Raw genomic sequence first — 26,067 nt, forward strand, 5'->3', positions numbered from 1 at the left:
AGCATGAAGCCATGACCAGCGAGGATGCAGTCCACAGCAGCGTGCCCGGCGCGGGCTCCAGCGCGGCGCCCGGCTCCCGGATCGAGGCCGACGTCGTTGTGGTCGGCGCCGGACTCGCCGGGCTCGTGGCCGCGGCGGAGGCCTACGCGGCGGGCCGGCGGGTGGCATTGCTGGACCAGGAGCCGGAGGCTTCGGCCGGCGGCCAGGCGCACTGGTCCTTCGGAGGCCTGTTCCTGGTCAACACCCCGGAGCAGCGCCGGCTGGGCGTCCGCGACAGCGCGGACCTGGCCCTCGCCGACTGGCTGTCCTCCGCCGCCTTCGACCGCCCGGAGGACGCCCTCGCCCGCCGGTGGGCCGAGGCCTACGTGGACTTCGCGGCCGGCGAGAAACGCGCCTGGCTCGCCTCGCTCGGCGTCGGCCTCTTTCCGCTCGTGCAATGGGCCGAGCGAGGCGGCTACGGCCCGGACGGCCACGGCAACACGGTGCCGCGCTTCCACGTCGCCTGGGGCACCGGCCCGGCACTCGTCGCTCCGTTCCTCGCGAAGCTGCGCGAGGGTGTGGCCGCCGGGCGGGTTTCCTTCCACTTCCGGCACCGCGCGACCGAACTGGCGACGACGGCGGGCCGGCTCAGCGGCGTGCACGGAGAGATCCTGCAACCCAGTGGCGCCGGCCGCGGCGAGCAGTCATCCCGGACGGTCACCGGCTCCTTTGAAGCGGTCGCGGGGTCCGTGGTGGTCACCAGCGGCGGGATCGGCGGCAACCACGGCGCCGTCCGGCGGCAGTGGCCCGGCGGCGGCGCCCCCGCGGCCATGCTGAGCGGCGTGCCTGCCTCCGTGGACGGGGAATTCCTGGCCGCGGTGGACCGCGCCGGCGGCCGGCTGATCAACGGCGACCGGATGTGGGATTACCCGGAAGGCATCCACAACTACGACCCGGTCTGGCCGCAGCACGGGATCCGGATCCTGCCCGGGCCCTCGGCGCTTTGGCTCGACGCCACCGGCAGGATGCTCCCGGCACCGTTGTTCCCCGGCTTCGACTCGCTCGGCGCGCTGCGGCACATCCTCGGGACCGGCCACACCCACTCCTGGTTTGTGCTGAACAAGGCCATCGCGCTCAAGGAGTTCGCGCTCTCCGGCTCCGAGCAGAACCCCGACCTGACCGGCAAGGACGTCCGCCTGCTCGCCGGCCGCCTAAAACCGTCCGGGGACAGCCCGCTGCAGCGCTTCCTGGACCGGGGCGTGGACTTCCTGCAGGCCGGCAGCCCCACGGAGCTGGCCGCGAAGATGAACGCCCTCGCCGGCGCGCCGCTGATCGACGCCGCCGAACTGGACCGGCTGATCCGGTCCCGGGACCGCCAGTTCGCGAGCGGGCTGGGCAAGGATCCGCAGCTCGCGGCGATCCGCGCCGCCCGCCGCTTCACCACGGACAAGATCATGCGGGTGGCCCCGCCGCACCGGATGCTGGACCCCCGGCACGGGCCGCTGCTGGCGGTGCGGCTCTCCGTGCTGACCCGCAAGAGCCTCGGCGGGATCCAGACCGACCTGCACTCCCGGGTGCTGGACGGCTCCGGCGCTCCGGTGTCCGGGCTGTACGCCGCCGGCGAGGCAGCCGGATTCGGCGGCGGCGGCATCCACGGGTACCGCGCCCTTGAAGGCACCTTTCTGGGCGGGTGCCTGTTCTCGGGCCGCACGGCCGGCCGCGCCGCGGCCTCGGCCCTCTAACCGGCAGGCCGACCAGCAAATGAACCGGCAGGCCAACCGGCAGATGAACCGGCAGAACGAGAGGGACCAGATGGACTGGCAGACCGACATCCTGGGCGAGGACTTCGCGGCCTGCGCATTCCAGGCCGCCGGCCCGGACGGAGTGGAGCGGACCGCCACCCTGGTCCGGCATCTCCCCTCGGCCGGCGCCGGCCGGGCTCCGCGGCGGTCGGTGCTATTCCTGCACGGCTGGAGCGACTACTTCTTCAACGAGGAGCTCGCGGAGTTCTGGACCGGCCAGGGCTTCGGGTTCTTCGCCCTGGACATGCACAACCACGGCAGGAGCCTGCGGTCCGGCACGCACGGCGGCTACGTGGCGGACCTGGCCGACTACGACGCCGAGATCACCGCTGCGATCGGCATCATCGAGTCCCTGGGCCCCCAGGGGTCCCCTCCCCCGCCGGTGACGCTGATGGGACATTCCACCGGCGGGCTCATCGCGGCCCTGTGGGCAAGCCGGCACCCGGGGGCCGCCGCCTCGCTGGTCCTCGACAGCCCCTGGCTGGAGATGCACGGCAGCCCGGCGGTCCGCCGGGCCGCGCGGACCATGGTGGAGCCCCTGGCCCGCTTCCGGCCCGAGTCCGTGATCCGGCTGCCGGAACGTGCCTTCTACTGGCGCAGCATCAGCAGCGCCGCCGAGGGCGAATGGGTCCTGGACGACAACTACCGGCCGCCGCGGGCCTTCCCGGTGCGGGCGGGCTGGCTCAGCGCCGTGCTCGCCGGCCAGTCCCGGGTGGCCCGGGGGCTCAACATCGACGCGCCCATCCTGGTGATGATTTCCGGTGCCAGCGCCAACGGCATGTTCTGGAAGGAGTCCATGCGGCGCACCGACGCGGTCCTGGATGTGAACACGATTGCGTTGCGAGCCCTGAGCCTGGGCCGCACGGTGACCCTGGAACGGATCGACGGCGCCCTGCACGACGTTTTCCTCTCCGCGCCGCGGGTCCGCGCGGACGCCTATGCCCGGCTGGCCCGCTGGATCCGGGCCTACGTCCTGGACGACGGCGGCTCCGCGTGAGGGTTCCGGCGGAGCCGCCGCGGTGGCGCCGGGATGTGCTGGGACGCCGCTTCGAGTCCCTGGAGCTGCCGCTGCAGCCGGATGATGAAGGACCCGTCGTCGCCACCCTGGTCCGGCACGCCGCGGCGGCCGGTCCGGTGGCCGGTCCGGTGGCCGGTGCCGCTGCCGACGTCCCGGACACCTCCGGGCCCCGGGCAGCGGAGAAAGCGGTCCTCTACCTGCATGGCTGGGCCGATTATTTCCTGCAGGCCGAACTCGCCGAGCAGATTGTGGCCGCCGGCTTCCATTTCTACGCCCTGGACCTGCGGAAATTCGGGCGCAGCCTGCGCAGTTGGCAGACCCCCGGCTACACCACCGACCTGGCGGTCTATGACGAAGACCTCGCCGCCGCGCTTGCCGCCATCACCGCCGATGTCGCGTTCCGGACGGGCAGCCCAACGATGCCCACGGTCCACCTGCTCGCGCACTCGCTCGGCGGCCTCGTCGCTGCCCTGTGGGCGGACCGGAATCCGGGAGCTCTGGGCACGCTGGTCCTGAACGCCCCGTGGCTGGAACTGCAGGGCAGCAGCCTGATCCGGAACATCGCCATGCAGTTGGTGGAACCGCTGGCCCGCACCGACCCGCGGCGGCCGTTGCTGCTGCCCAGCATGCCCGGCTACTGGGACAGTGTGAGCGGCTCGGCGCACGGCGAATGGGACATGGATCCCGAATGGCGGCCCCGGGCGTCGTTCCCGATCCGGCCGGGCTGGACGAAGGCGGTGCTGGCCGGCCACGCGGCCGTGCAGCGTCGGCTGGACATTACCTCGCCGGTGCTGGTGATGCTGTCCGGCCGCACCCACATCCAGGCCGAATTCTCGGAGGCGCTGATGGACGTCGACGCCGTGATCGACGTCGAGGAAACTGCGCGGCGGGCACTGGGGCTGGGCCGCCGGGCTGCCGTCTTCCGCTACCCGGGGGCCATCCACGACGTTTTCCTCTCCCGGCGCGCGGTGCGGCAGGAGGCCTACCGCGACCTCCTGCTCTGGTTGAGCCTTTACCCCGGCTGACTTCGCTGGCGCCGGCCGCCGTGCCGGGCGTGCGGTGTCAGGCGCCGCCGGCGGGGGCCGCGGCGTCCACCGCACCACCGTAGCGGCGGTCCCGCTGCGCGTAGATCTCAACGGCGTCCCACAGGGTGCGCCGGTCCACGTCGGGCCACAGCGTGTCGAGGAAGACAAACTCGGCGTAGGCGGACTGCCAGAGCATGAAGTTGGACAACCGCTGTTCCCCGGAGCTGCGCAGGAACAGGTCGACGTCGGGCAGGTCCGGCTCGTCCAGGTACTTCTGGATGGTGCGTTCGGTGATGGCACCGGGCTTGAGCCGGCCCGCGGCCACTTCCTCGGCGATGGCCGAGACGGCGTCGGTGATTTCCGCCCGGCCGCCGTAGTTAACACACATGTTCAAAGTGCAGGTGCTGTTGCCGCGGGTGAATTCCTCGGCCTCTTCGAGTTCCCGGATCACCGAGCCCCAGAGTTTGGGCCGCCGCCCGGACCAGCGGATCCTGACGCCCCACTCGTCCAGCTGGTTCCGCTGCCGGCGCAGCACATCCTTGTTAAATCCCATCAGGAAGCGGACTTCCTCGGGCGAGCGGCGCCAGTTCTCGGTGGAGAAGGCGTAGACGCTCACGTGCTCGATACCGAGTTCAATGGCCCCGGCCATGACATCCAGCAGCGCCGGCTCCCCCGCCTTGTGGCCCTCGATCCGCGGCAGGCCCCGCTGGTTGGCCCAGCGGCCGTTGCCGTCCATCACGATCGCGACGTGCCGGGGAATGAACTCCGCCGGGATCGCAGGCGGCACCGCCCCGGAGGGGTGCGGGTAGGGCGCCACAACGTCGGCGCTGCGCCGCCGCACCGGATTCTTGGCTGGGGTCTTTTTGCCTAGGGCCACGGTCAGGTTCGCTCCACATGTTTGAGGGATTTCAGGACACGTTCCAGATGCCACTGCAGGTAGCTGGCCACCAGGCCCGCGGCCTCCCGGCGGTGGACCGGGGCGGAGGCGTCCGCCGCCCCCCAGTCCCCGGTCAGCAGCGCCCCCAACAGCAACACGGTCTCCCCGGCCGGGGCCGGCGAACCCGGCGGCCGGCACTGCCCGCAGACCATGCCGCCCAGCGGGGCGGAAAACGCGGTGTGCGGACCGGGCGCGCCGCAGCGGGCGCAGTCGGTGAAGCTGGGAGCCCAGCCGCCGGTGGACAGCGCACGGAGCAGGTAGGAATCCAGGATGAGTTCGGGGGCGTGGTCGCCGCGGCTCAGTGAGGCCAGCGCCCCGACCAGCAGGTTGTACTGGGCGGTTCCCGCCTCGCCGTCGACGTCGGTGAGCTTCTCGGCGGTTTCGGTCATCGCGGCGGCGACGGTGTAGCGGCCGTAGTCGGCGGCGATGCTGGAGCCGTAGGCGCCCTTCGCGACAGCCTGGGTCACCACGTCCAGGGTGCGTCCCGAGATGAGCTGCAGGTCCGCGACCATAAACGGCTCGAGCCGCGCACCGAACCGGCTGGACGTGCGGCGGACGCCCTTGGCGACGGCCCGGACCTGGCCGTGGTGCTTGGTCAGCAAGGTGATGATGCGGTCCGCTTCGCCCAGCTTATGGGTGCGCAGGACCACGGCGTCGTCGCGGTACGCACGCGCAGCAAAGGAGGAGGGTTGGGCCACAGTTAATCTTCGCACTGACTTCGGGCAATAGCCGCCATTGGGAAAACCGGCACCGGCGGTGGACAGCGCCGCGCCGCCGGAAACTCCCGGCGGCGCGGCGTCTGTCGTGGGCGCCGCTTAGGCGCGGGCATCCCGGATGGCGCGGTTGACGGCGGAAATGACGGCCTTCAGCGACGCCATGGACGTGTTGGCATCGATCCCGACGCCCCACAGCACCCGCTCCCCCACGGCGCATTCGACGTAGGCCGCGGCCTGGGCGCTGCCGCCCTCGGACAGGGCGTGCTCGCTGTAGTCCAGCACGCGGACGTCGACGCCGTCCTCCCGCAGGATGCTCAGCAGGGCCGCGATGGGGCCGTTGCCGGTACCGGTGCGGCGCAGCGGCTTGCCGTCCACCTTGAGCGCCGCGGTCAGCGTCATGGTCCCGTCCTCGTCCGATTCGGTGCTGACCGCCCCGAGGGCGTAGCGTCCCCACTGCGCTTCGGCGGCGGCGGAGGGCAGGTACTCGTCCTGGAACAGCTGCCACAGCTGGGCGCCGCTGACTTCGCCGCCCACCATGTCCGTGCGGCGCTGGATGACGCCGGAGAACTCGATCTGCGCGCGGCGCGGCAGGTCCAGGTTGTGCTCGTTCTTGAGCAGGTACGCAACGCCGCCCTTGCCGGACTGCGAGTTGACCCGGATGACGGCTTCGTAGCTGCGGCCGAGGTCCTTGGGATCGACCGGCAGGTAGGGGACCTGCCAGGCGTAGTCGGCCACGTCCTTGCCGGCGGCCGCGGCGTCCTTTTCCAGGGCTTCCAGGCCCTTCTTGATGGCGTCCTGGTGCGAGCCGGAGAAGGCCGTGAAGACGAGGTCGCCGCCGTAGGGTGAGCGTTCGGCGACGGGCAACTGGTTGCAATACTCGACCGTGCGGCGGACGTCGTCGATGTCGGAAAAGTCGATCATCGGATCGATGCCCTGCACGAACATGTTCAGGCCAAGGGTGACCAGGTCGACGTTGCCGGTCCGCTCGCCGTTGCCGAACAGGCAGCCTTCGATCCGGTCCGCCCCGGCCAGGTAACCCAATTCGGCGGCCGCCACGCCGGTGCCGCGGTCGTTGTGCGGGTGCAGCGAGAGGATGATGCCCTCCCGCGGGTGCAGGTGCCGGCTCATCCACTCGATGGAATCGGCGTACACATTGGGGGTGGCCATCTCGACCGTGGCCGGCAGGTTGATGATCACCTGGCGGTCGGCGGAGGCCTCGAAGACGTCGGCGACGGCGTTGCAGACGCGCACGGCGTAGGCGAGTTCGGTGCCGGTGAAGGACTCCGGCGAGTACTCATACGTGATGTGCGTGTCCTCGAGGGTTTCCTCGTACTTCTTGCACAGCCGGGCGCCCTGCAGGGCGATGTCGAGGATTCCGTCCTCGTCCTGGTTGAACACTACGCGGCGCTGCAGGACCGACGTCGAGTTGTACAGGTGCACGATGGCCTGCCTGGCGCCGACCAGGGACTCGTAGGTCCGCTCGATCAGGTGCTCCCGGGCCTGGGTCAGGACCTGGATCGTGACGTCGTCCGGAATGTGGTTGCCCTCGATCAGCTGGCGGACGAAATCGAAGTCGGTCTGCGAGGCGGAGGGGAAGCCGACCTCGATCTCCTTGTAGCCCATCCGGACCAGCAGATCGAACATCTTCATCTTGCGGGCCGGGCTCATCGGGTCGATCAGGGCCTGGTTGCCGTCACGCAGGTCAACCGCGCACCAGCGCGGCGCCTTGGTGATGACCTTGTCCGGCCAGGTGCGGTCCGGCAGTTCGACCGTGATCAGGTCCTGGAACGGGACGTAGCGGTGGACGGGCATTCCTGAGGGCTGCTGTGCGTTTCGCATTACTATCGGGGCCTTTTCTGTGATTCCTGGTGAAAGGGTGGCCGGGCAACACAAACTCCGCAGCGAGGTTTGGCCTTGCGCTAGATCGCGTCTGAGGCCCCGCCGCGGCAGCTAAGAAGAAGCAGTTCTGCGCGCACATTTTCACAGTAACACGGGTGCGTAAGATGAAGGAGCCATACCTCCGTAACGTCCACCATGCAGACGCTGGACCGGCAACAGGCCCGGTTCAGTCTCCCCACTCGAAGGAGCATCAGTGCCGCTTTCCGGGATCGACAAGTCCACCATCGACGACGGCGTCCGCCCCCAGGACGACCTGTACCGGCACTTCAACGGCAGCTGGCTCAAGAGCACCGCCATCCCGGACGACCGGCCGCTGGAGGGCACGTTCACGGCGCTGCGCGACGGTTCGGAACTCGCGGTCCAGGAGATCATTCTGGAGGCGGCCGGCCGCGGCGAGGCCGCCACCGGCATCGAACGCAAGATCGGCGACCTGTACAACAGCTTCATGGACGAGGCGGCCGTGGAGGCCGAGGGCGCGGAGCCGATCCGGGAGCGGCTGGCCGAGGTGTTCGCCACCGGGTCCGTGGCCGAGCTGGTCCGGCTGGCCGGGCGGCTGTTCCGCGCCGACGTCTCCGGACTGTTCTATATTTACCCGGCCCCGGATGCGGGCAACCCGGACCGGGTCCTGCTCTATACCGGCCAGGGCGGCCTGGGCCTGCCGGATGAGTCCTACTACCGCGACGGGAAGTTCGCGCCGATGGTCCAGGCCTACCGGGAGCACGTCCGCACCATGTTCGGCCTGGCCGGCGTCGCCGATGCGGAAGCAGCGGCGGGCCGCGTGGTGGAGCTGGAGACGTCGCTTGCCTCCCACCACTGGGACAAGGTCACGCTGCGCAATCCGCAGAAAACGTACAACCTGAAATCGGCCGAGGAAGTCTCGGAGCTGTTCCCGCTGCTGTCCGCCTGGTTCGATGCCGCCGCCATCGCGCCGGAGAAGCGCGCCGAACTGGTCGTCAGCACGCCGGACTTCTTCGCCGGAGCCGCGGCGCTGCTGGAGACAGTGCCGCTGGCCACCTGGCAGGAATGGCTCGCCATGCGGGTGGTCAGCGCGGCCGCCCCGTACCTGTCGGCCGCGTTCGTGGACGCCAATTTCGCCTTCTACGGCACCACCCTGAGCGGCACGCCCCGCAACCGGGACCGCTGGAAGCGCGGCGTCGCCGTCGTCGAGGCCGCCCTCGGCGAGGCGGTGGGGCAGATCTACGTGGCCCGGCACTTCCCGGAAAGCCACAAGGAGCACATGCGTTCGCTGGTCGGCAACCTGATCGAGGCATACCGCGACTCAATCACCGGACTGGCCTGGATGGGTGAAGAGACCAAGCTGGAGGCCTTGAAGAAGCTGGATTCCTTCCGGGCCAAGATCGGCTACCCGGACAAGTGGATCGACTACTCCGCGGTGGTGGTCGACGAGGCGGACCTGCTGGGGAACGTGGAGCGCGCGCACAGCGCCGACGTCGACCGGCACCTGGACGAGGTGGGGAAGCCCGTGGACCGGGAGAAGTGGCTGATGACGCCGCAGACCGTGAACGCCTACTACCACCCGCTGCTGAACGAGATTGTTTTCCCGGCCGCCATCCTGCAGCCGCCGTTCTTCACCGCCGACGCCGACGACGCGGTGAACTACGGCGGCATCGGCGCCGTGATCGGCCACGAGATCGGCCACGGCTTCGACGACCAGGGCTCGCAGTACGACGGAAGCGGCCTGCTGCGGAACTGGTGGACCGAGGCCGACCGGACCGCTTTCGAGGCCCTGACCTCAAAGCTGGTGGCCCAGTTCGATGTCCTCTCCCCGGCCGAAGCCGCCGGCCACCACGTCAACGGCAAGCTGACGCTTGGCGAGAACATCGGCGACCTCGGCGGCCTGACCATTGCCTACAAGGCCTACCTGATCAGCCTCGGCGGGCAGGAGCCGCCGGTCCTGGACGGACTCACCGGCGCCCAGCGCTTCTTCGCCTCCTGGGCCGCGAGCTGGCGGCAGGTCATCCGCAGCGAGGAGGCCATCCGCCGGCTCGCCACGGATCCGCACTCCCCCAACGAGTTCCGGACCAACACCATCGCCAAGAACCTCGACGCCTTCCACGCGGCCTTCGCCACCGGAGAGCAGGACGGGATGTGGCTGGCGCCGGAAGAACGCGTCAGCATCTGGTAGCGGGCGCGCGCCTGCCGCCGACGACACACCGGCGGCAACAGAGACCAAACACAACAGCGGCGGGCCGGGGTTTCCCCCGGCCCGCCGCTGTTGTGTCCGCGGCTAATGGTGTTAGCTGGCCGGGACGGTTTCCTTGGCCTGCTGCTGGCGTGCGTTCCAGGCGGCGTAGCTGCCGTCGAGTTCGACGACGTCGTAGCCGGCGCGGCGCAGGGCGCTGGCCGCGACGGAGTTCCGGACGCCGCTTTGGCAGTAGGACACGATGGTGCCCTCGGCGGGGAGTTCGTCCAGGTGCCACATGACGCGGCCGCCGCTGAGCTGGTAGGAACCGGGGATGTGGCCGGCGGAGTGCTCGGTGCGGTTGCGGACGTCCAGGACCATCGCGGCGTCGAAACCGTCGAGTTCCTCGGGCTGGATCAGCTTCGGCACGGAGACCGGCAGGCCTTCGAGGCCGGTGACGTAGCCGGCGACCTTGTCGATGCCGACGCGGACCAGGTGGTCCCACATTTCCTGCGCGGCGGCCTGGTCCGGGGCCAGGAGCACCAGCGGGTTGGTGTCGGTTTCCGGGTTCACGACCCAGGCGCCGAAGCTCGCGGTGGATTTGCCGGCCGGGACGTTCACCGAGCCGGTGACGGTGCCTTCGTGGACCTCGTTGTTCGGGCGGGTGTCGACGAAGATGACCTTGTCCGCGGCGAGGTCGGCGGCGACGTCGGCGCTGGCGAGTTCGGCCAGCGGGGCGCGTTCGCCCATCACGGCCGGGCCTTCCCGGTTTTCACGCTTCATCCGGGCGAAGTAGGCGTGCGCGTCGGGCTGGCCGTCGAGGAGTTCATCGATGAAGCCCTGCTCGTCGTTCGCGGCCAGGTACGGGCCCCACCAGGCGTAGAGGCGTTCGTAGCCGACCGTGGAGGACGGGATCGCGCCCAGGGCCTTGCCGCAGGCGCTCCCGGCGCCGTGGCCGGGGTGGACCTGAACGTGGTCCGGCAGGGTCAGGAACTTATCGCGCAGGCTCGCGAAGAGCTGCTTCGCGCCGGCGAAACGGGTATCAACCCCGCCGGCGGCCTCGTCCAGCAGGTCCGGCCGGCCCAGATCGCCGGAGAAGACGAAGTCGCCCGAGAGCAGGTACCCGGGGGCGTCGGCGAACGCGCCGTCGGTGATCAAGAAGGACAGGTGCTCCGGGGTGTGCCCGGGGGTGTGGAGGGCCTTGACCGTGATGTTGCCCAGGGTGATCTCATCGTTGTCGTTCAGCCGCCCGGCGTCGAACCCGTACTGCCAGTCCGCCCCGCCCTCGCCCGAAACATACGCGGCAGCGCCGGTCGCGGCGGCCAGTTCCCGGGTCCCGGACAGGAAGTCCGCGTGGATGTGCGTCTCGGTCACCGCGACGATCTTCATCCCGTTCGCGGCAGCAAGATCCCGGTACACGGCAATATCACGCCGGGGATCAACCACCAGGGCCTCACCCTTGGCCTGGCAACCAATGAAATAGCTCGCCTGGGCAAGGTCTTCGTCGTAAATGCGCTCAATAAGCATGGGGCTCTCTTTCGTTGGACGGGCGTGGTGCGCCGGGAGGTCATCCTCCCTCGCCTACCTCCAACAATAATACCCCCGGGGGTATAAGACAACTCCACGCGGCAGGGGCTAAAACGACGCGAGGGGCCCGCCTTCCGGCCGGCCCCTCGTGTCTGCCCCGGTCGTCCTAGGGCACCACCAGCGCCGGGTTCGCCTGCTGGCAGACGGTGTCGCCGGCAGTCTGGTTGACGATGTCCGGCGGCAGCGACACCGGGGCGTCGGCCTGCTGGGTGCCGGACTTATAGTCGCTCCCCACGTACACCTGCACGCCGGTGACGCCCGCGGCCGGGAGGACCTGCTTCGCCGGGATGCCCAGCAGCGCGGCGACGTCCGCCGCGACGTCGGCGGAATCCGCGCCATAGTAGACAGCCGTGGACGCCACCGCCGCGGCATCGAACGCGCTGGTCTCGGTGAAGCCGCCGGCCTTGAGTGCTGTCAGGACTTCCTGGGACCGCGCGGGGTTGCCCGAGCCGTTGGCCACGGCAACGGGCTGCAGCGCCTTGTCGTACGCCGGGGCGGGCGGCGCGGTGCTGGCAGTCGGCGTGGCACTGGCCGACTCGCCGGCGGTCGCAGCCGGGGTGGCCGACGGTTTTGCGGTCGGGTCGGTCAGGTCGATGTCCTTGCGCAGCGCCGCGAACAGCTGGGAGGCTGCGGGTTCGGCCAGCTGCAGGCGGTTCTCGTCGGACACAGCAGGTTCGGTCGGCGCGGCCACGAACGCCACCTTGCCGACGTCGATGTTCTTCAACCGGTTCCCGACCGTCAGCAGCGTCGGCACCGAGGCCAGGCCGTCGTCAATGGTCAGGTTCTTGGTGATGGCGTCCGCGATGGTCAGCATCCGCGCCGGGTTGGAGAGGGTGCCGTCGTCCTTGATTTTGCGGACCAGCGACGAGAGGAACCCCTGCTGGGCCTTGATCCGGCCCAGGTCGCTGCCGTCGCCGAAGGCATGCCGCGTGCGGACAAAGGAGAGTGCCTGCTCGCCCTGGACCTTCGAGGTGCCCTTGGGCAGCCGCAGGCCGGAGTCCGGGTCGAAGACTGCGTCGCTGATGCAGACGTCCACGCCGCCGACGGCGTTGGAGAGTTCCTTGACGGCATTGAAGTCCGCCATCATGAAATGGTCGATCTCCAGGCCGGTGAGCTTGTTGACGGTGTCCACGGCGCAGCCGATGCCCGCCTCGGTCATCGCGGCGTTGATCATCACGCCGTCCTGCGCCGGATACTGCTTGTTGGTTTTCGGATCCTTGCACTTGGGAAGGTCGACCAGCAGGTCGCGCGGGAAGCTGATCACGCTGACGCGTTTGTTGTCCGCGGAGATGTCCATCAGCATCATGACGTCGGAGTGGCCGTAGCCGGACGCGTCATCCTTGCTGCCGTACTGCGAGTTCTTACCGTCGCGGGTGTCGGTGCCCAGGATCAGGATCTGCATCCGCCCGGTGGCGTCGTCCGGGGCGCTCTCGGTCCGGCTGTTGCCCGCGCCGAGGGCCTGCGTGGCGATGTTTCCCTGCAGCCGGAAGACCCAGTAGGCGCCGAAGGCGATAACCCCCACGAGCAGGACCGAGAGAATGATCGTGGTTGCCTTCAGCCACCCGGGGATCCGCCGGGCAGTGCCCAGGTGGCGGGCCGGGCCGACGGACGCGTCGTCCGCGTGCCGGGATGCCGCGTTTGACCGAACCGGGGGGCCGGTCCCGTCTGCACGGTTGTCACGGGGTCGAACCACGGGTGGCGCCTTCCTTTGCGAGCGGGAATTCCCTATTTTAGAGGCCGAAACTGGGAAAACCCCGATGGGCATGCCCGGGCCGGGCCCCGGCTTACTTGCGGGGCCCGGCGCGGCGGTTGCCGCGGCCGGTTATGTCAGGCCTAGAAGCCGAGTTTCACCAGCTGCTTCGGGTCCCGCTGCCAGTCTTTCGCGACCTTGACGTGCAGGTCCAGGTAGATGCGGGCGCCAAGGAGCGCCTCGATGGCCTTCCGCGCCGTGGTGCCGACCTCGCGGAGCCGCGCTCCGCCCTTGCCGATGATGATGGCTTTCTGTGAAGGCCGTTCGACGTAGAGGTTGACCCGGACGTCCAGGAACGGACGGTCCTCGGGCCGGCCCTCGCGCGGGACGATCTCGTCGACCACCACGGCCAGTGAGTGCGGTAGCTCATCGCGGACGCCTTCGAGGGCGGCCTCGCGGATGAGTTCGGCGATCATCACTGCTTCGGGCTCGTCGGTCAGGTGGCCGTCCGGGTACAGCGGAGGCGACGGCGGCATGTGGCTGATCAGCACGTCGGCGACTGTGCCAACCTGAAACCCGTCCGTGGCCGAGACGGGGACGATGTCTTTCCAGCCGTCCTCCCCCAGCACTTCGCGGCCCAGCGCGGCGACGGCGAGCAGCTGCTCGGTCAGTGCCTGCCGGTCCACCGTGTCGGCCTTGGTCACGACCGCGATGACCGGCTTGTTCCCGATGGCGGCGAGCTGGGCGGCAATGAACTTGTCGCCGGGGCCGATCTTTTCGTTGGCGGGCAGGCAGAAGCCGATGGCGTCGACCTCCGCGAGGGTGTCCGCGACGAGTTCGTTGAGGCGCTTGCCCAGCAGGGTCCGCGGCCGGTGCAGCCCCGGGGTGTCGACCATGATCAGCTGCGCGTCGTCACGGTGCACGATGCCCCGGATGGTGTGGCGGGTGGTCTGCGGCTTGGCCGAGGTAATGGCGACCTTCTGGCCGACCAGGGCGTTGGTGAGGGTGGATTTTCCCGCGTTGGGCCGTCCCACCAGCACCGCGAACCCGGCCCGGTACCCGCCGAAAGGCGCTTCGCCGTCGGACTTATTCTGCTTGCTCACGTGGAACTCCCTGTTGCGTTGATTCGGCCTCGTCGAGTAGGTCTTCAAGGTCAGTTTCTTCCTTTGGAACCGCGGCCGCAATGATATGGCTGACGCGGTTCCGGCGGCCTTCCAGCCGGTCGGCCCGGAGGCTGACGCCGTCGACGCTGACCGTGCTGCCAACGATCGGCACCCGGCCGAGGGCTTTGGCGAGCAGGCCGCCCACGGTGTCCACTTCGTCGTCGTCGAGCTCCAGGTCGAAGAGTTCGCCGAGGTCGTCGATGCTCATCCGGGCGCTGACCCGGTAGCTGCCGTCGCCCAGCTCCACGGCTTCGGCGGCCTCGGTGTCGTATTCGTCCACGATTTCGCCGACGATTTCCTCGATCAGGTCTTCGAGCGTGACCAGCCCGGCGGTTCCGCCGTACTCGTCGATCACGATCGCCACGTGCGTGGATTCCTTCTGGAGTTCGCGCAGCAGCTCGCTCACCGGTTTGGAGTCGGGCACGTAGCGGACCTCGCGGGCCAGCTCGTCGACGACGGGCGGCTCCTCGCCGGGGCCCAGGTTGTGGACCACGGCGGCGACGTCCTTGAGGTAGACGATGCCGAGGATCTGGTCGGTGTTCTCGCCGATGACCGGGATCCGGGAGTATCCGGAACGGAGGAACAGCGACATGGCGCGGTGCAGGCTGGAACCGGAGTCGATGCAGAGGATGTCGGTCCGGGGCACCATCACGGAGCGGACCAGCGTGTCGCCGAAGTCGAAGACGGACTGGATCAGCTCGGCTTCGTTGTCCTCGATCACGTCCGATTCGCTGGCACGTTCGACCAGTTCGCGGAACTCCTCTTCGCTGAAGAAGGCCTCGTTGTCGGCGGGGGCACCGGGGGCCACGGCGCTGCCCAGGGTGACCAGCCAGCCCGGAATCGGGCCGAGCACCCAGCAGAGCCAGCGGATCAGCGGGGCGGAGAAGCGGACCATGCCGGCGGAGTGCACGCGGCCCAGCTGGCGCGGGGACACGCCGACGATCACGAAGCCCACCAGGGCCATGATGCCGGTGGCGGCAAGCCCGGCGAGCCAGACGTTGTCGAGCAGGCTGTGCAGCAGCACGGTCACGGCCACCGCGGAGGCCATCTCGAACCAGATCCGCCAGAACCGCAGGGCGCGCATGTGGGCCACGGGCTGGGCCATGATCCGCTTCAGCGCCCCGCCGCGGCTCTGCAGGATCGCATGTTCGGCGTCGTGCCGGGGAAGGTAGTTGAAGGCGGCCTCCGCCGCGGTGAGCACGGCAGCAAAACTGAGGAAGACCAGCGCCATGCCGGCCAGGATCAGTGGGGTCACTGAATCGTCTCTGCCGGGGCGTCCTTGCCGGTGAAGCCGGAGAGCAGCTCGCGCTGCAGCCCGAACATCTCTTCCTTCTCCTCCGGTTCCGCGTGGTCGAACCCCAGCAGGTGCAGAATGCCGTGCGTGGTCAGCAGCAGCATCTCGTCCTGGGTGGAGTGCCCGGCATTCTTAGCCTGGACCTCAGCCACCTGGGGGCAGATCGCGATGTCGCCGAGCATCCCCTGCGGGGTGGGCTTGTCCGGGGTGCCGGGGGTGAGTTCGTCCATCGGCACGGACAGCACGTCGGTGGATCCGGGCTCGTCCATCAGTTCGATGTGCAGCTTCTCCATGGCGGGTTCATCGACCAGCAGGATGGACAGCTCCGCCTGCGGGTGGATGAAGAGCCGTTCGAAGACGAACCGGGCCAGGGCCACCAGTTCCGCTTCGTCCACGGTGACGCCGGACTCGTTGTTGACCTCGATGCTCATGCGTGTTCTCCCCGGTTCTCCCGGGCGACGGAGTGCTTGACCCGGTTCCTTTGTACCTCGTCCCAGACGCTGTAGGCGTTGACGATGTCGCCCACCAGCCGGTGCCGGACGACGTCGGACGCGTCCAGCACGGAAAAGTTAACGTCCTCGATCCCCTGCAGGATGTCCTCGACGATCCGCAGCCCGGAGCGGGTGCCGAACGGCAGGTCCACCTGGGTGACGTCGCCGGTGACGACCATCTTCGAGCCGAAGCCCAGCCGGGTGAGGAACATCTTCATCTGCTCGGGCGTCGTGTTCTGGGCCTCGTCCAGGATGATAAACGCATCGTTCAGCGTGCGGCCGCGCATGTAGGCCAGCGGGGCCACCTCGATGGTGCCGGCGGCCATCAGCCGCGGGATCGACTCCGGGTCCATCATGTCGTGCAGGGCGTCGTAGAGCGGGCGCAGGTACGGATCGATCTTGTCGCTGAGGGTGCCGGGCAGGAACCCGAGCCGCTCCCCCGCCTCGACGGCCGGCCGGGTCAGGATAATCCGGCTGACTTCCTTTTGCTGCAGCGCCTGGACCGCCTTGGCCATGGCCAGGTAGGTCTTGCCGGTGCCGGCCGGTCCGATCCCGAAGATCACCGTGTTCGCGTCGATCGCGTCCACGTAGTTCTTCTGGTTCAGGGTCTTGGGCCTGATGGTCTTGCCTCGGCTGGAAAGGATGTTGTGGGTCAGGACGTCGACCGGGTTCTGCAGCGACTGGCTGCGCAGCAGCGAGACGAGCTGCTGCAGCACCGCGGGGGTGATGACCGTGCCGCGCGCTACCAGGCCACGGACCTCATTGAGCAGCCGCATGATCCTGGGGACGTCCGCGGCCGGACCGTTGATGGAAAGCTCATTGCCGCGGACATGGAAGTCCACGTCGGGGAACTGCGTTTCGATGAAGCGCAAGGCTTCATCATGGCTGCCCAGGGACTGCACCATCTGGTCGGAATTGTCGAACAGGACCACCTCCGTCCGCAGGCCTGGGAGGGAGTGGGGGAAGTCCCCTGCGGTGCGGTCGGCCGCGCTGATCCGGGCCTTGCCGTTGGCTGCTTCAGTCATGGTGTTGGCCCGTGGGCCTCTGGTCCCCTCCAGTTCGGAAATGGTCTCGCCGCTCCCGGCACGGGCCGACGGCGTTCCGGGCCGTCCGCGCCGGGTTGCAGCGGGTCCTTCCATCTTACGCCAGCGCGGCCCGGCGGCGGCGCGGCCTGCGCGTCCGCCGCGACATTAGGTATCAACTTCATATCGTCCTCATATCGTTCCCGTTGCAGTTCGGCGGACAGCCCGGAATCCCGGCCGGAGCGCGGTCGGCCTGTGTAATGCTGGATTCGGCCCTGCCGGGCCCGGCGAGCGGGAAACACAGCGAAGGGACAGGGGCAATCAGCCAGCGTGGAGTGAACAAGACAGCACCGGGCCGGCGCATGCGCCGCAGCGTGCTGTTCCTTGTGCTGCCCGCTGCCCTCGCCTTGTCCGGCTGCGTCGCCACGCCCCAGCCGGGAATCACCAATGCTGATACGCCCTCGCACACGGTCCCCGGTCCGGCCGCCGGGGTGGCCACCACCAGCGCACCGCTGGAATCCACGCAGGCCTCCAACAAGGCCCCGGTCTACTGGATCGGCCGGAGCAACGACAACGTTTTCCTTTACCGCGAGTTCCGTGACGTGCCCGAGGAGGACAACCCGATTACGCGCGCCCTGCGGGTGATGATGTCGCAAAAGCCGCTGGATCCGGACTTCTTCACGCCCTGGCAGAACCCCAAGATGCTCGCCACCTCGATTTCGGGCAAGAACGTCATCACGGTGGATGTGTCGGCGGACGCGTTCAACAGCAACGTCGACGCGGACATGGCCGAACGCGCCATCCAGCAGCTTGTCTACACCGCCACGGCCGCAGGCGCCAGCGCCGGGTTGACCGATACCGGCCAGCAGATCCAGGTGGTGGTCCTCGTCGACGGGCACACCGACTACGTCGCCTTCAACCGGGTCCGGCTCGGTTCGCCAACGTCCCGCAGCGCCGGGATGGTGGCGCCAGTATGGATCATCGATCCGCAGGAAGGCACCGAGGTGGCGGACGGTGCGGTCAAGATTTCGGGCCGCAGCACGGTCCCGGGCGGAAAACTTCATTGGGAGCTCCTGCGAGTCGACGGGACCAGCAAGACGCCGTATTTGAACGGCGACATCACCGCCTCCGCCGACGCCGACAAGTCCGGATTGTTCAACCTCGCCCTCAACCTCGGTCCGGGCAACTACGAGGTGCGGGTCTCCCAGGTGGACCCGGCCGGCAAGGTCAAGGACCTGAACGTCGATACCCGCGGGTTCACCGTCCGCTAAGACCGGCACCGGCTTTACGGCCGTTGACCTTCGGCGCCCGCGGGCGCCTGCCGGGCCTGATCAGCGTCCGGCCAGCGGGTTACCAGCGTCCCAGAATGTCGCTGGCCAGCACCGTGGCGGCGGGCCCGGCGGTGGACGAGCGCAGCACGTGGCGGCCCAGCAGGGCGGTGACGGCGCCGGCATCGCAGAGCCGGGTCACCTCGCGCGGGCTGATCCCGCCTTCGGGTCCCACGATCAACAGCACCTCCCGGGGGACGCCGCCGTCGGCCGCCTGCTGCTGCCAGGCTTCCAGCACCTGCCGCAGCGGCCGCACCGCGTCCTCGTGCAGGATCACGGCAAGGTCCGCGGCGGCCACGGCCGCCTGCAGTCCGTTGCCGTCGACGGCGGGGCGGACTTCCGGAATCCAGGCCCGGCGCGCCTGCTTCGCGGCCGCCGTCACCACAGACTGCCATTTGGCGTGCGCCTTCGCGGCGCGCTCAGGTTTCCAGCGGACAATCGACCGTTCCGCCTGCCAGGGGACGACGGCGTCGATCCCCAGTTCCGTCGCGGTTTCGGCGGCCAGTTCGTCCCGGTCCCCCTTCGCCAGCGCCTGCACCAGCACCAGCCGTACGTCGGGCCGCGGCTCGGTGCTGACCTCAATGCACTCCACGGTCAGCTGCTGGGGCGCGGCGGCGGTCACCGTGCCGGTGATGCGCCTGCCGGCGCCGTCGGTGATGTCGACGGCCTCCCCCACGGCCAGGCGCTTGACCGTCACCGCGTGGCGCGCCTCGGCGCCGTCGAGGACGAACGTCGCGCCGGGGACCTGCTGGTCCAGGGAGCCTGCAGGGGTGAAGAAGACCGGGTTACTCACCGCTACAGGTTACCGAGCCGGTCCCGCAGCTTGGCGAAGACGCCACCGCTGGCGGCAAGCTTCCCCTCAGTGAACTGCTCGCCGCGGAGTTTGGCGAGCTGCCGGAGCAGGTCCTCCTGGGCGGCGTCGAGCTTGGCCGGGGTGTCCACCTGCAGATGGACCTTGAGGTCCCCGCGGCCATAGCCGCGCAGGTGCGTCACGCCCAGGCCGCGGAGCGTGATGACCTCCCCGGACTGGGTGCCGGCCTTGACGTCGATCTCCTGCTGCCCGTCGAAGGTGTCCAGGGTCAGTTCCGTGCCCAGCGCGGCGGCGGTCATCGGAATGTTCAGGCTCGCGTGCAGGTCGTCGCCCTCACGCACATAGGTGGCGTCGTTGTTGACCCGGATCTCGACGTAGAGGTCACCGGAGGGTCCGCCGGCCGGTCCGGCCTCGCCCTGGCCGGACAGCTGGATCCGGGTGCCGGTGGCGACCCCGGCCGGAACCTTCACGGTGAGCGTGCGGCGGCTGCGGATCCGGCCCTGGCCGGCGCACTCGTTGCACGGGTCCTTGATGACGGTGCCGAAGCCCTCGCAGCTTCCGCAGGGGGCCGTGGTCATGACCTGGCCGAGGATGGAACGCACGGCCCGCTGGACCTGCCCGCTGCCGCCGCAGATATCGCAGCGTTCGGGGTGGCTGCCGGGGCGGCAGCAGGAGCCCTCGCAGGTGGGGCAGGTGACGGCGGTGTCCACTTCAAGCTTCTTGTTCACGCCGAAGACGGCGTCGCGGAGGTCGATCCGGACGCTGATCAGCGCGTCCTGGCCGCGGCGTACCCGGGAGGCGGGGCCGCCCTGGCCGCCGGCCCCGCCGAAGAAGGTCTCGAAGATGTCCTGGAAGGCGAAGCCCTGGCCGGCGTAGCCGCCGCCGAAACCGTTGTCGGTCCCGTTCTCGTTGCCCGTGGTGTCGTAGACCCTGCGTTTCTGCGGGTCCGACAGGACCTCGTAGGCGTGCGTGACCGCCTTGAAGCGCTCGGAGGCGTCGTCCCCGGGGTTCACGTCCGGGTGCAGGGTCCGCGCAAGCTTGCGGTAGGCCTTCTTGATCTCTTCCCCCGTCGCTTCACGGGAGACTCCAAGAACGTCATAGTGGCTGCTCAAAGTGTGTATCTCTTCCTTTTTGTACTGCCAGTGGGGCACTGCCTGTAGTGGGCAAGAAGTCCGGTGCCGGATCCGGCCCGTCAGGGCCCAAGGATCCGCGAAAGGTAGCGGGCGACCGCACGGACGGCGGCCATGGTGGTCGGATAGTCCATCCGGGTGGGCCCCAGGACGCCGACCTTGGCCGTGGCGTCCGGGCCGTAGCCGGTGGCCACCACGGAGGCTTCGGAAAGCCCGTCGTAGGGGTTCTCCCGGCCGATGCTGACGGTGACGCCGCGCGGGTCCTGCGCCATGTCGCTGAGCAGGCGCAGCATCACCACCTGCTCTTCGAGCGCCTCCAGCACGGGGCCGATGCTCAGCGGGAAATCGACGTTGGAGCGGGCCAGGTTGGCGGTGCCGGCCATGACCATCCGCTCCTCGCGGCTGCTCGCGGCCAGCGACTCCAGTCCCCGGGACAGGGCCTGGGCGGCGCCGCGCCGCACCGGCGGGCAGTTGTCCACCACGGCCTGCAGCGACTGGGGCAGCAGCCCCAGCGGGGTGCCGGAGAGCCTGGCCAGGAACAGGGTCCGGAGCTCCGCGAGGGCGTCGTCGCCGAGGTCCTGGCCGACGTCGATCACCCGCTGCTCCACCTTGCCGGTGTCCGCAATCAGCACCGTGAGCACCTTGCGGGGCGCCAGGAGCACGAATTCGATGTGCCGGACGCGGGCCCGGCTCAGGAGCGGGTACTGCACGACGGCGACCTGGTTGGTCAGCTGCGACAGCAGCCGGACGGTCCGGTCCAGGACGTCGTCGAGATCCTCGGAACCCTCCAGCAGCGCCTGGATGGCGCGGCGCTCGGCCGGGGACAACGGCTTGACCGCAGAAATCTGGTCCACGAACAGGCGGTAGCCTTTGTCCGTGGGAATCCGGCCGGCACTCGTGTGCGGCGCCGTGATCAGGCCCTCGTCTTCCAGCGCGGCCATGTCATTGCGGATCGTGGCGCTGGACACACCCAGGTGGTGCCGCTCCACGAGCGCCTTGGATCCCACGGGCTCGCGGGAATGGACGTAGTCCTCCACGATGGCGCGCAGCACTTCGAGTTTGCGTGGCTCGCTCACGCTCCACCTCCAATCGACCCGTATCGGATTGCCGGCGCCGGCCGCGCGGAAAGACCCGCCCGGGGAACCCGCGGTTAGCACTCGACATGCCTAAGTGCTAACCAGTCTAATATGAGTCGCGCCGTTGTTAGCATTGGATTCGCTGCGGGCGTGACCCCCGGGACGGGTGTTTCCGGGCACACCACGGGCCGCACCGCCGTTCTTTCGCCCAAATTCCCGAGTGCAAAGCAGTGTGTAGCAGATGTCGTACCAGAATTGGGGCCCGCAGGATCTCTCCGCCCCCGCCAAGGCCCAGCTGCCCGAAATCGCGGTGGAACGGGGCATGGTGCTCGAGGATGTGCAGTCCGGCTGGGTCGGCGCCGTGACCCGGGTGGAGAAGTCCGGCGGCATGCACGTCGTGGCCCTCGAGGACCGGCGCGGCAAGTCACGCTCCTTCCGCCTCGGCTTCGGGTTCCTGCTCGAAGGCCGGCCGATCAAGCTCATGCCGCCCGCCCCGCGGGCAGCCGCCGCGGGCAGCGCAGCCGGCACCCGTACCGCGTCCGGTTCGGTCCGGGTCGCCGGACAGCGGGCCCAGGTAGCTAAAGCCAGCCGGATCTGGGTGGAAGGCAAGCACGACGCCGAGCTCGTCGAGAAGGTCTGGGGTGACGACCTCCGTGTGGTGGGCATCGTCGTCGAACCCCTGCACGGCATCGACGACCTCGCCGGCGCCGTCAGGGACTTCCGTCCCGGCCCCGGCCGCCGGCTCGGCTTGCTGGTGGACCACCTGGTTCCCGACTCGAAGGAATCCCGGATCGCCGACGCCGTGATGGCCTCTCCCGGCGCGGCCGGCAACGTGCTGATCGTCGGTCACCCCTACGTCGACGTCTGGCAGGCGATCCGACCGGCCGTACTGGGCATTGAGCGGTGGCCGGTGATTCCGCGCGGCGTGGACTGGAAAACCGGCATCCTGACGGCCTTCGGCTGGCCGCACAGCACCAAGGAGGACATCGGCCTGGGCTGGCAGAAACTCCTCGGTGCGGTCCGCAGCTACGCGGACCTGGAGCCCTCCCTGCTGGGCCGGGTCGAAGAAGTCATCGACTTCCTCACGGCGCCGTAGCCGTTCTCCCTGCCACGTTTCGCGGTCCGAGCAAGTATTCTTGAAACGGCGGCCGCTGCTTATTGTTGCGGCCGCGGCTCGTACAGGTACCAACGCTCCACCGCAATCCAAAGGACGAAACGTGGCAGAAGACGCACGCGAACACACGGACCACCAGGCCGGCCATAACCAGCCCCAGTACCATGGCGTTCCGGCAAATGCTCTGCCGCTGACGGCGAGCGAGGACCGGCAGTGGGCCACGTTGGCCCATTTCGGCGGCATCCTGGGCTGCATTCCGTCCCTGCTGATCTACCTGATTTTCAAGGACCGCGGCCCGTTCACCGCGCAGGAATCGAAGGAAGCCCTGAACTTCACGCTGCCGCCCACCATTGCCGCCGTCGTGGCGAACCTGCTGGTCTTTGTCCCGGTGGTAGGCAACCTGTTCGCCGTGCTGGCCACCGCCATCTGGATTGCCCTCGCGTGCTTCTCGGTGGCCGCCGGCATCCACGTCAACCGCGGCCAGCCGCACCGCTACGAGTACAACCTCCGCTGGATCAAGTAGCGCGAACCGACACCTAAGGCCCGCGCGCTTAGTCCGGCAGGATCCGTCGGACGACCGCGTCGGCAAGCAGCCGGCCCTTGAGCGTGAGCACCAGCTGGCCCTTGAATGCTGCCGCCGGGTCCACGAGCCCGTCCGCAATCAGCCCGGCCACCGCATGGCGGCCGGTGTCACCGAGGCCGCCCAGGCTGGCAATCGACAGGCCGGTGGCAAGCCGGGCCTCCAGCATGACGCGCTCGACGTTGCGGGTATCGGCGTCGAGCGTCTCCCGGCCGGCGGCGGGCGAGGCGCCCGATCCCAAGCGCCCCGCATAGGCGGTCGGATGCTTGACGTTCCACCACCGGACCCCGCCGACGTGTGAATGCGCGCCGGGGCCTATCCCCCACCAGTCGTCCCCGCGCCAGTAGGCGAGGTTGTGCCGGCAGGCCTGCTCCGGCGTCCGGGCCCAGTTGCTGACCTCGTACCAGCCCAGGCCCGCCGCGGAGATCAGTTCGTCGGCCAGTTCGTACTTGGCGGCATGGTCGTCGTCGTCGATCCCCGGGACTTCGCCGCGCCGGATCTGGGCGGCGAGCTTGGTGCCGTCCTCGACGATCAGCGCGTAGGCGCTGATGTGGTCCGGGCCGTAGGACAAGGCGGTCTCCAGCGAGAACCGCCAGTCCTCCATCGATTCCCCCGGGGTGCCGTAGATCAGGTCGAGGCTGACGGCCAGGCCTGCCTCGCGCGCCCATTGCACCGCCTGCGGCACCCGGCTGGGCGTGTGGGTGCGGTCCAGGACCTTGAGCACGTGCGGGACGGCCGACTGCATACCGAAAGAGACGCGGGTGAACCCGGCGTCGGCCAGCAGCTGCAGGGATTCGGGCGTGACCGAGTCCGGGTTGGCTTCCGTGGTGACCTCGGCGCCGGGCTCCAGGCCCCAGGTCCCGATCGCGGCGCTCAGGATGCTGGCCAGGTCGCCGGCCGGGAGGAGCGTGGGCGTCCCGCCGCCGAAGAACACCGTGCTCAGACGGCGCTCCGGCAGGCCCGAGGCCCTCAGCACCTGCCCGGCGAAATGGACTTCCGCGACGGCGGTGCCGGCGTACGCGTCCTGCGAGGCGCCGCCGCCGAGTTCCGTGGCCGTATAGGTGTTGAAGTCGCAGTAACCGCACCGCACGGCGCAGAACGGGATGTGGACGTAGAGCCCGAAGGCCCGGTCCGCGGCGCCCTCCCGCGCCTGGCCGGGCAGGAGCCCGTCCGACGGCGCCGGGTCACCGAGGGGAAGCACGCTGGGCATGGTTACTTCTTGGCCTTGTCCTTGGACTCTTCCGTGGTGAGGGCGGCGATGAAGGCTTCCTGCGGGACCTCGACCCGGCCCACCATCTTCATGCGCTTCTTGCCTTCTTTCTGCTTTTCCAGCAGCTTGCGCTTACGGGTGATGTCACCGCCGTAGCACTTGGCGAGGACGTCCTTGCGGATCGCGCGGATGCTTTCGCGTGCGATGATCCGGGATCCGATGGCGGCCTGGATCGGCACCTCGAACTGCTGGCGCGGGATGAGTTCGCGCAACTTGCCGGTCATCATCACGCCGTAGGCGTAGGCCTTGTCGCGGTGGGTGATGGCGCTGAACGCGTCCACCTGTTCGCCCTGGAGCATGATGTCGACCTTGACGAGGTCGGCGACCTGGTCGCCGTCGGCCTTCCAGTCCAGCGAACCGTAGCCGCGGGTCCTGGACTTGAGGATGTCGAAGAAGTCGAAGACGATTTCCGCCAGCGGCAGCCGGTACCGGATTTCCACCCGGTCCTCGGAGAGGTAGTCCATGCCGCCCATGACGCCGCGGCGGCTCTGGCACAGCTCCATGATGGCGCCGACGAACTCGTTGGGGGCCAGGATGGTGGCGGAGACCATCGGTTCGCGCACCTCCGCGACCTTGCCGGTGGGGTATTCGCTGGGGTTGGTGACGTGGACGACCTTCTTGTCCTCGAGGGTCACCTCGTACTCAACGTTCGGGGCGGTGGAGATCAGGTCCAGGTTGTACTCACGTTCGAGCCGCTCACGGGTGATTTCCAGGTGCAGCAGGCCCAGGAAACCGACGCGGAAGCCGAAGCCCAGCGCGGCCGACGTTTCCGGCTCGTAGACCAGCGCGGCGTCGTTGAGCATCAGCTTCTCCAGCGCATCGCGCAACACCGGGTAATCGGTGCCGTCCAGCGGATACAGGCCGGAGAAGACCATCGGCTTGGCGTCGGCGTAGCCGGGCAGGGAGTCGGTGGCGGGCTTGGCCAGATTGGTGACGGTGTCGCCGACCTTGGACTGGCGGACGTCTTTCACGCCGGTGATCAGGTAGCCGACCTCGCCGACGCCCAGGCCCTTGGACGGGGTGGGTTCCGGGGAGCTGACACCGATTTCGAGCAGTTCGTGGGTGGCGCGGGTGGACATCATCTGGATGCGTTCGCGCGGGTGCAGCATGCCGTCGACGACGCGGACGTAGGTGACGACGCCGCGGTAGGTGTCGTAGACCGAGTCGAAGATCATGGCCCGGGCGGGGGCGTCCGCGTCGCCGACCGGGGCGGGGAGGTCACGGACGATCTTGTCCAGCAGGACTTCGACCCCGGCGCCGGTCTTGCCGGAGACGCGCAGCACCTCGTCCGGGTCGCCGCCGATCAGGTTGGCCAGTTCCTCGGCGTACTTCTCCGGCTGGGCCGCCGGGAGGTCGATCTTGTTCAGGACCGGGATGATGGTGAGGTTGTTCTCCATCGCCAGGTAGAGGTTGGCGAGGGTCTGGGCCTCGATGCCCTGGGCCGCATCCACCAGCAGCACGGCGCCTTCACAGGCGGCGAGGGACCGGGAGACCTCATAGGTGAAGTCAACGTGGCCGGGGGTGTCGATCATGTTCAGCGCGTAGCTGGTGCCGTCGAGCTCCCACGGCATCCGGACCGCCTGGGACTTGATGGTGATGCCGCGTTCGCGCTCAATGTCCATCCGGTCCAGGTACTGGGCCTTCATATCGCGGGACTGGACGACTCCGGTGTACTGGAGCATCCGGTCGGCCAGCGTGGACTTGCCGTGGTCAATATGCGCAATGATGCAGAAGTTCCGGATGAGGGCCGGATCTGTTGCGGCAGGCACCGGGGCGGTGCGGGCCATGGGAGACACGCAGGGTCCTTACTCTTGGCAATACTTGGGGACTGTACTGGCGGGCCGTACAGCTGGGCTGTTCTACGGCCGGGCACAGCCGGCGTTCAGCCTCGCTGCGGCACGCCGCTTTTCTCGTTCCTTATAGTCTCCCACGTCCCGGCGCGTGGCACTGCATCAGCGCAGGAACGGCCGCGGCCTCCGCCCGGGACACTGC

Annotated in this window: 21 protein-coding genes; 7 read left to right on the plus strand and 14 right to left on the minus strand. The window is 68.9% G+C overall.

The features are described from left to right. Window positions 1-11 precede the first annotated feature (11 nt). The 3 genes from AC1MBE_RS01375 (at window position 12) to AC1MBE_RS01385 (ending at window position 3,824) form a co-directional block, all read left to right on the plus strand. Entirely contained in the window at window positions 12-1,721 is a 1,710-nt protein-coding gene (locus AC1MBE_RS01375; RefSeq protein ID WP_479780309.1) for an FAD-binding dehydrogenase, read from the plus strand. Between the two features lie 70 nt (window positions 1,722-1,791). After that, on the plus strand, window positions 1,792-2,778 hold the full coding sequence (locus AC1MBE_RS01380; protein ID WP_479782722.1) for an alpha/beta hydrolase: 987 nt from the start codon (window positions 1,792-1,794) through the stop codon (window positions 2,776-2,778). After that, window positions 2,775-3,824, plus strand: a complete 1,050-nt coding sequence (locus AC1MBE_RS01385) for an alpha/beta hydrolase (RefSeq protein WP_479780311.1) — start codon at window positions 2,775-2,777, stop codon at window positions 3,822-3,824. The genes AC1MBE_RS01380 and AC1MBE_RS01385 overlap by 4 nt, the downstream gene beginning before the upstream one ends. 37 nt (window positions 3,825-3,861) lie before the next feature. On the opposite strand, the gene AC1MBE_RS01390 is transcribed toward AC1MBE_RS01385, so the two are convergent. The 3 genes from AC1MBE_RS01390 to leuA all read right to left on the minus strand — a co-directional run bounded on the left by AC1MBE_RS01390 (window position 3,862) and on the right by leuA (window position 7,316). Then, window positions 3,862-4,701 (minus strand): isoprenyl transferase, encoded by an 840-nt coding sequence (locus AC1MBE_RS01390; RefSeq protein WP_479780313.1) that lies wholly within the window; start codon window positions 4,699-4,701, stop codon window positions 3,862-3,864. 2 nt (window positions 4,702-4,703) lie between these two features. After that, the gene (gene recO, locus AC1MBE_RS01395; RefSeq protein ID WP_479780315.1) at window positions 4,704-5,459 is read right to left on the minus strand and encodes a DNA repair protein RecO; all 756 of its coding nucleotides are present in this window, start codon (window positions 5,457-5,459) and stop codon (window positions 4,704-4,706) included. Window positions 5,460-5,576: 117 nt separating this feature from the next. Beyond that, a complete protein-coding gene (gene leuA / locus AC1MBE_RS01400; RefSeq protein WP_479780317.1) occupies window positions 5,577-7,316 on the minus strand; it encodes a 2-isopropylmalate synthase in 1,740 nt (579 codons plus the stop codon). Between the two features lie 253 nt (window positions 7,317-7,569). On the opposite strand from leuA, the gene AC1MBE_RS01405 reads away from it, so the two are divergent. Continuing rightward, window positions 7,570-9,522, plus strand: coding sequence for a M13 family metallopeptidase (locus AC1MBE_RS01405; RefSeq protein WP_479780319.1), 1,953 nt, complete (start codon window positions 7,570-7,572; stop codon window positions 9,520-9,522). 111 nt (window positions 9,523-9,633) lie between these two features. Here AC1MBE_RS01405 and AC1MBE_RS01410 read toward each other — a convergent pair whose 3' ends face one another. The 6 genes from AC1MBE_RS01410 to AC1MBE_RS01435 form a co-directional block, all read right to left on the minus strand. Further along, entirely contained in the window at window positions 9,634-11,046 is a 1,413-nt protein-coding gene (locus AC1MBE_RS01410) for an MBL fold metallo-hydrolase (protein WP_479780320.1), read from the minus strand. Between the two features lie 166 nt (window positions 11,047-11,212). Beyond that, entirely contained in the window at window positions 11,213-12,799 is a 1,587-nt protein-coding gene (locus AC1MBE_RS01415) for an LCP family protein (RefSeq protein ID WP_479780321.1), read from the minus strand. Between the two features lie 140 nt (window positions 12,800-12,939). Beyond that, the gene (gene era / locus AC1MBE_RS01420; protein ID WP_479780323.1) at window positions 12,940-13,899 is read right to left on the minus strand and encodes a GTPase Era; all 960 of its coding nucleotides are present in this window, start codon (window positions 13,897-13,899) and stop codon (window positions 12,940-12,942) included. Further along, on the minus strand, window positions 13,883-15,214 hold the full coding sequence (locus tag AC1MBE_RS01425) for a hemolysin family protein (protein WP_479780324.1): 1,332 nt from the start codon (window positions 15,212-15,214) through the stop codon (window positions 13,883-13,885). Before AC1MBE_RS01425 ends, era begins: the two co-directional genes overlap by 17 nt. Further along, window positions 15,211-15,684 carry an rRNA maturation RNase YbeY gene (gene ybeY / locus AC1MBE_RS01430; RefSeq protein ID WP_175321062.1) on the minus strand — a complete coding sequence of 158 codons (474 nt, stop codon included), beginning with the start codon at window positions 15,682-15,684 and terminating at the stop codon, window positions 15,211-15,213. Before ybeY ends, AC1MBE_RS01425 begins: the two co-directional genes overlap by 4 nt. Further along, window positions 15,681-16,769: a PhoH family protein gene (locus tag AC1MBE_RS01435; protein WP_479780326.1), complete on the minus strand. Its 1,089-nt coding sequence runs from the start codon at window positions 16,767-16,769 to the stop codon at window positions 15,681-15,683. Before AC1MBE_RS01435 ends, ybeY begins: the two co-directional genes overlap by 4 nt. Before the next feature lie 359 nt (window positions 16,770-17,128). On the opposite strand from AC1MBE_RS01435, the gene AC1MBE_RS01440 reads away from it, so the two are divergent. Continuing rightward, on the plus strand, window positions 17,129-18,037 hold the full coding sequence (locus tag AC1MBE_RS01440; protein WP_479782723.1) for a GerMN domain-containing protein: 909 nt from the start codon (window positions 17,129-17,131) through the stop codon (window positions 18,035-18,037). A gap of 79 nt (window positions 18,038-18,116) precedes the next feature. On the opposite strand, the gene AC1MBE_RS01445 is transcribed toward AC1MBE_RS01440, so the two are convergent. From AC1MBE_RS01445 to hrcA, 3 genes are all read right to left on the minus strand, one after another. After that, the gene (locus AC1MBE_RS01445) at window positions 18,117-18,887 is read right to left on the minus strand and encodes a 16S rRNA (uracil(1498)-N(3))-methyltransferase (RefSeq protein ID WP_479780328.1); all 771 of its coding nucleotides are present in this window, start codon (window positions 18,885-18,887) and stop codon (window positions 18,117-18,119) included. Window positions 18,888-18,889: 2 nt separating this feature from the next. Then, entirely contained in the window at window positions 18,890-20,017 is a 1,128-nt protein-coding gene (gene dnaJ, locus AC1MBE_RS01450) for a molecular chaperone DnaJ (RefSeq protein WP_346960200.1), read from the minus strand. 80 nt (window positions 20,018-20,097) lie between these two features. Beyond that, the gene (hrcA, locus tag AC1MBE_RS01455; protein ID WP_479780330.1) at window positions 20,098-21,111 is read right to left on the minus strand and encodes a heat-inducible transcriptional repressor HrcA; all 1,014 of its coding nucleotides are present in this window, start codon (window positions 21,109-21,111) and stop codon (window positions 20,098-20,100) included. 241 nt (window positions 21,112-21,352) lie between these two features. Between hrcA and AC1MBE_RS01460 the strand changes: the two genes are divergently transcribed. Continuing rightward, a complete protein-coding gene (locus AC1MBE_RS01460; protein ID WP_479780331.1) occupies window positions 21,353-22,207 on the plus strand; it encodes a DUF3097 domain-containing protein in 855 nt (284 codons plus the stop codon). Window positions 22,208-22,328: 121 nt separating this feature from the next. After that, window positions 22,329-22,748, plus strand: a complete 420-nt coding sequence (locus tag AC1MBE_RS01465; protein WP_479780332.1) for a DUF4870 domain-containing protein — start codon at window positions 22,329-22,331, stop codon at window positions 22,746-22,748. Between the two features lie 28 nt (window positions 22,749-22,776). On the opposite strand, the gene hemW is transcribed toward AC1MBE_RS01465, so the two are convergent. Both hemW and lepA read right to left on the minus strand, forming a co-directional pair. Further along, window positions 22,777-24,015, minus strand: coding sequence for a radical SAM family heme chaperone HemW (hemW, locus tag AC1MBE_RS01470; protein ID WP_479780334.1), 1,239 nt, complete (start codon window positions 24,013-24,015; stop codon window positions 22,777-22,779). Between the two features lie 2 nt (window positions 24,016-24,017). Next, window positions 24,018-25,871 carry a translation elongation factor 4 gene (lepA, locus tag AC1MBE_RS01475; RefSeq protein WP_346960195.1) on the minus strand — a complete coding sequence of 618 codons (1,854 nt, stop codon included), beginning with the start codon at window positions 25,869-25,871 and terminating at the stop codon, window positions 24,018-24,020. Window positions 25,872-26,067 lie beyond the last annotated feature (196 nt).

The sequence above is a fragment of the Arthrobacter sp. BG5 genome, assembly GCF_056680155.1.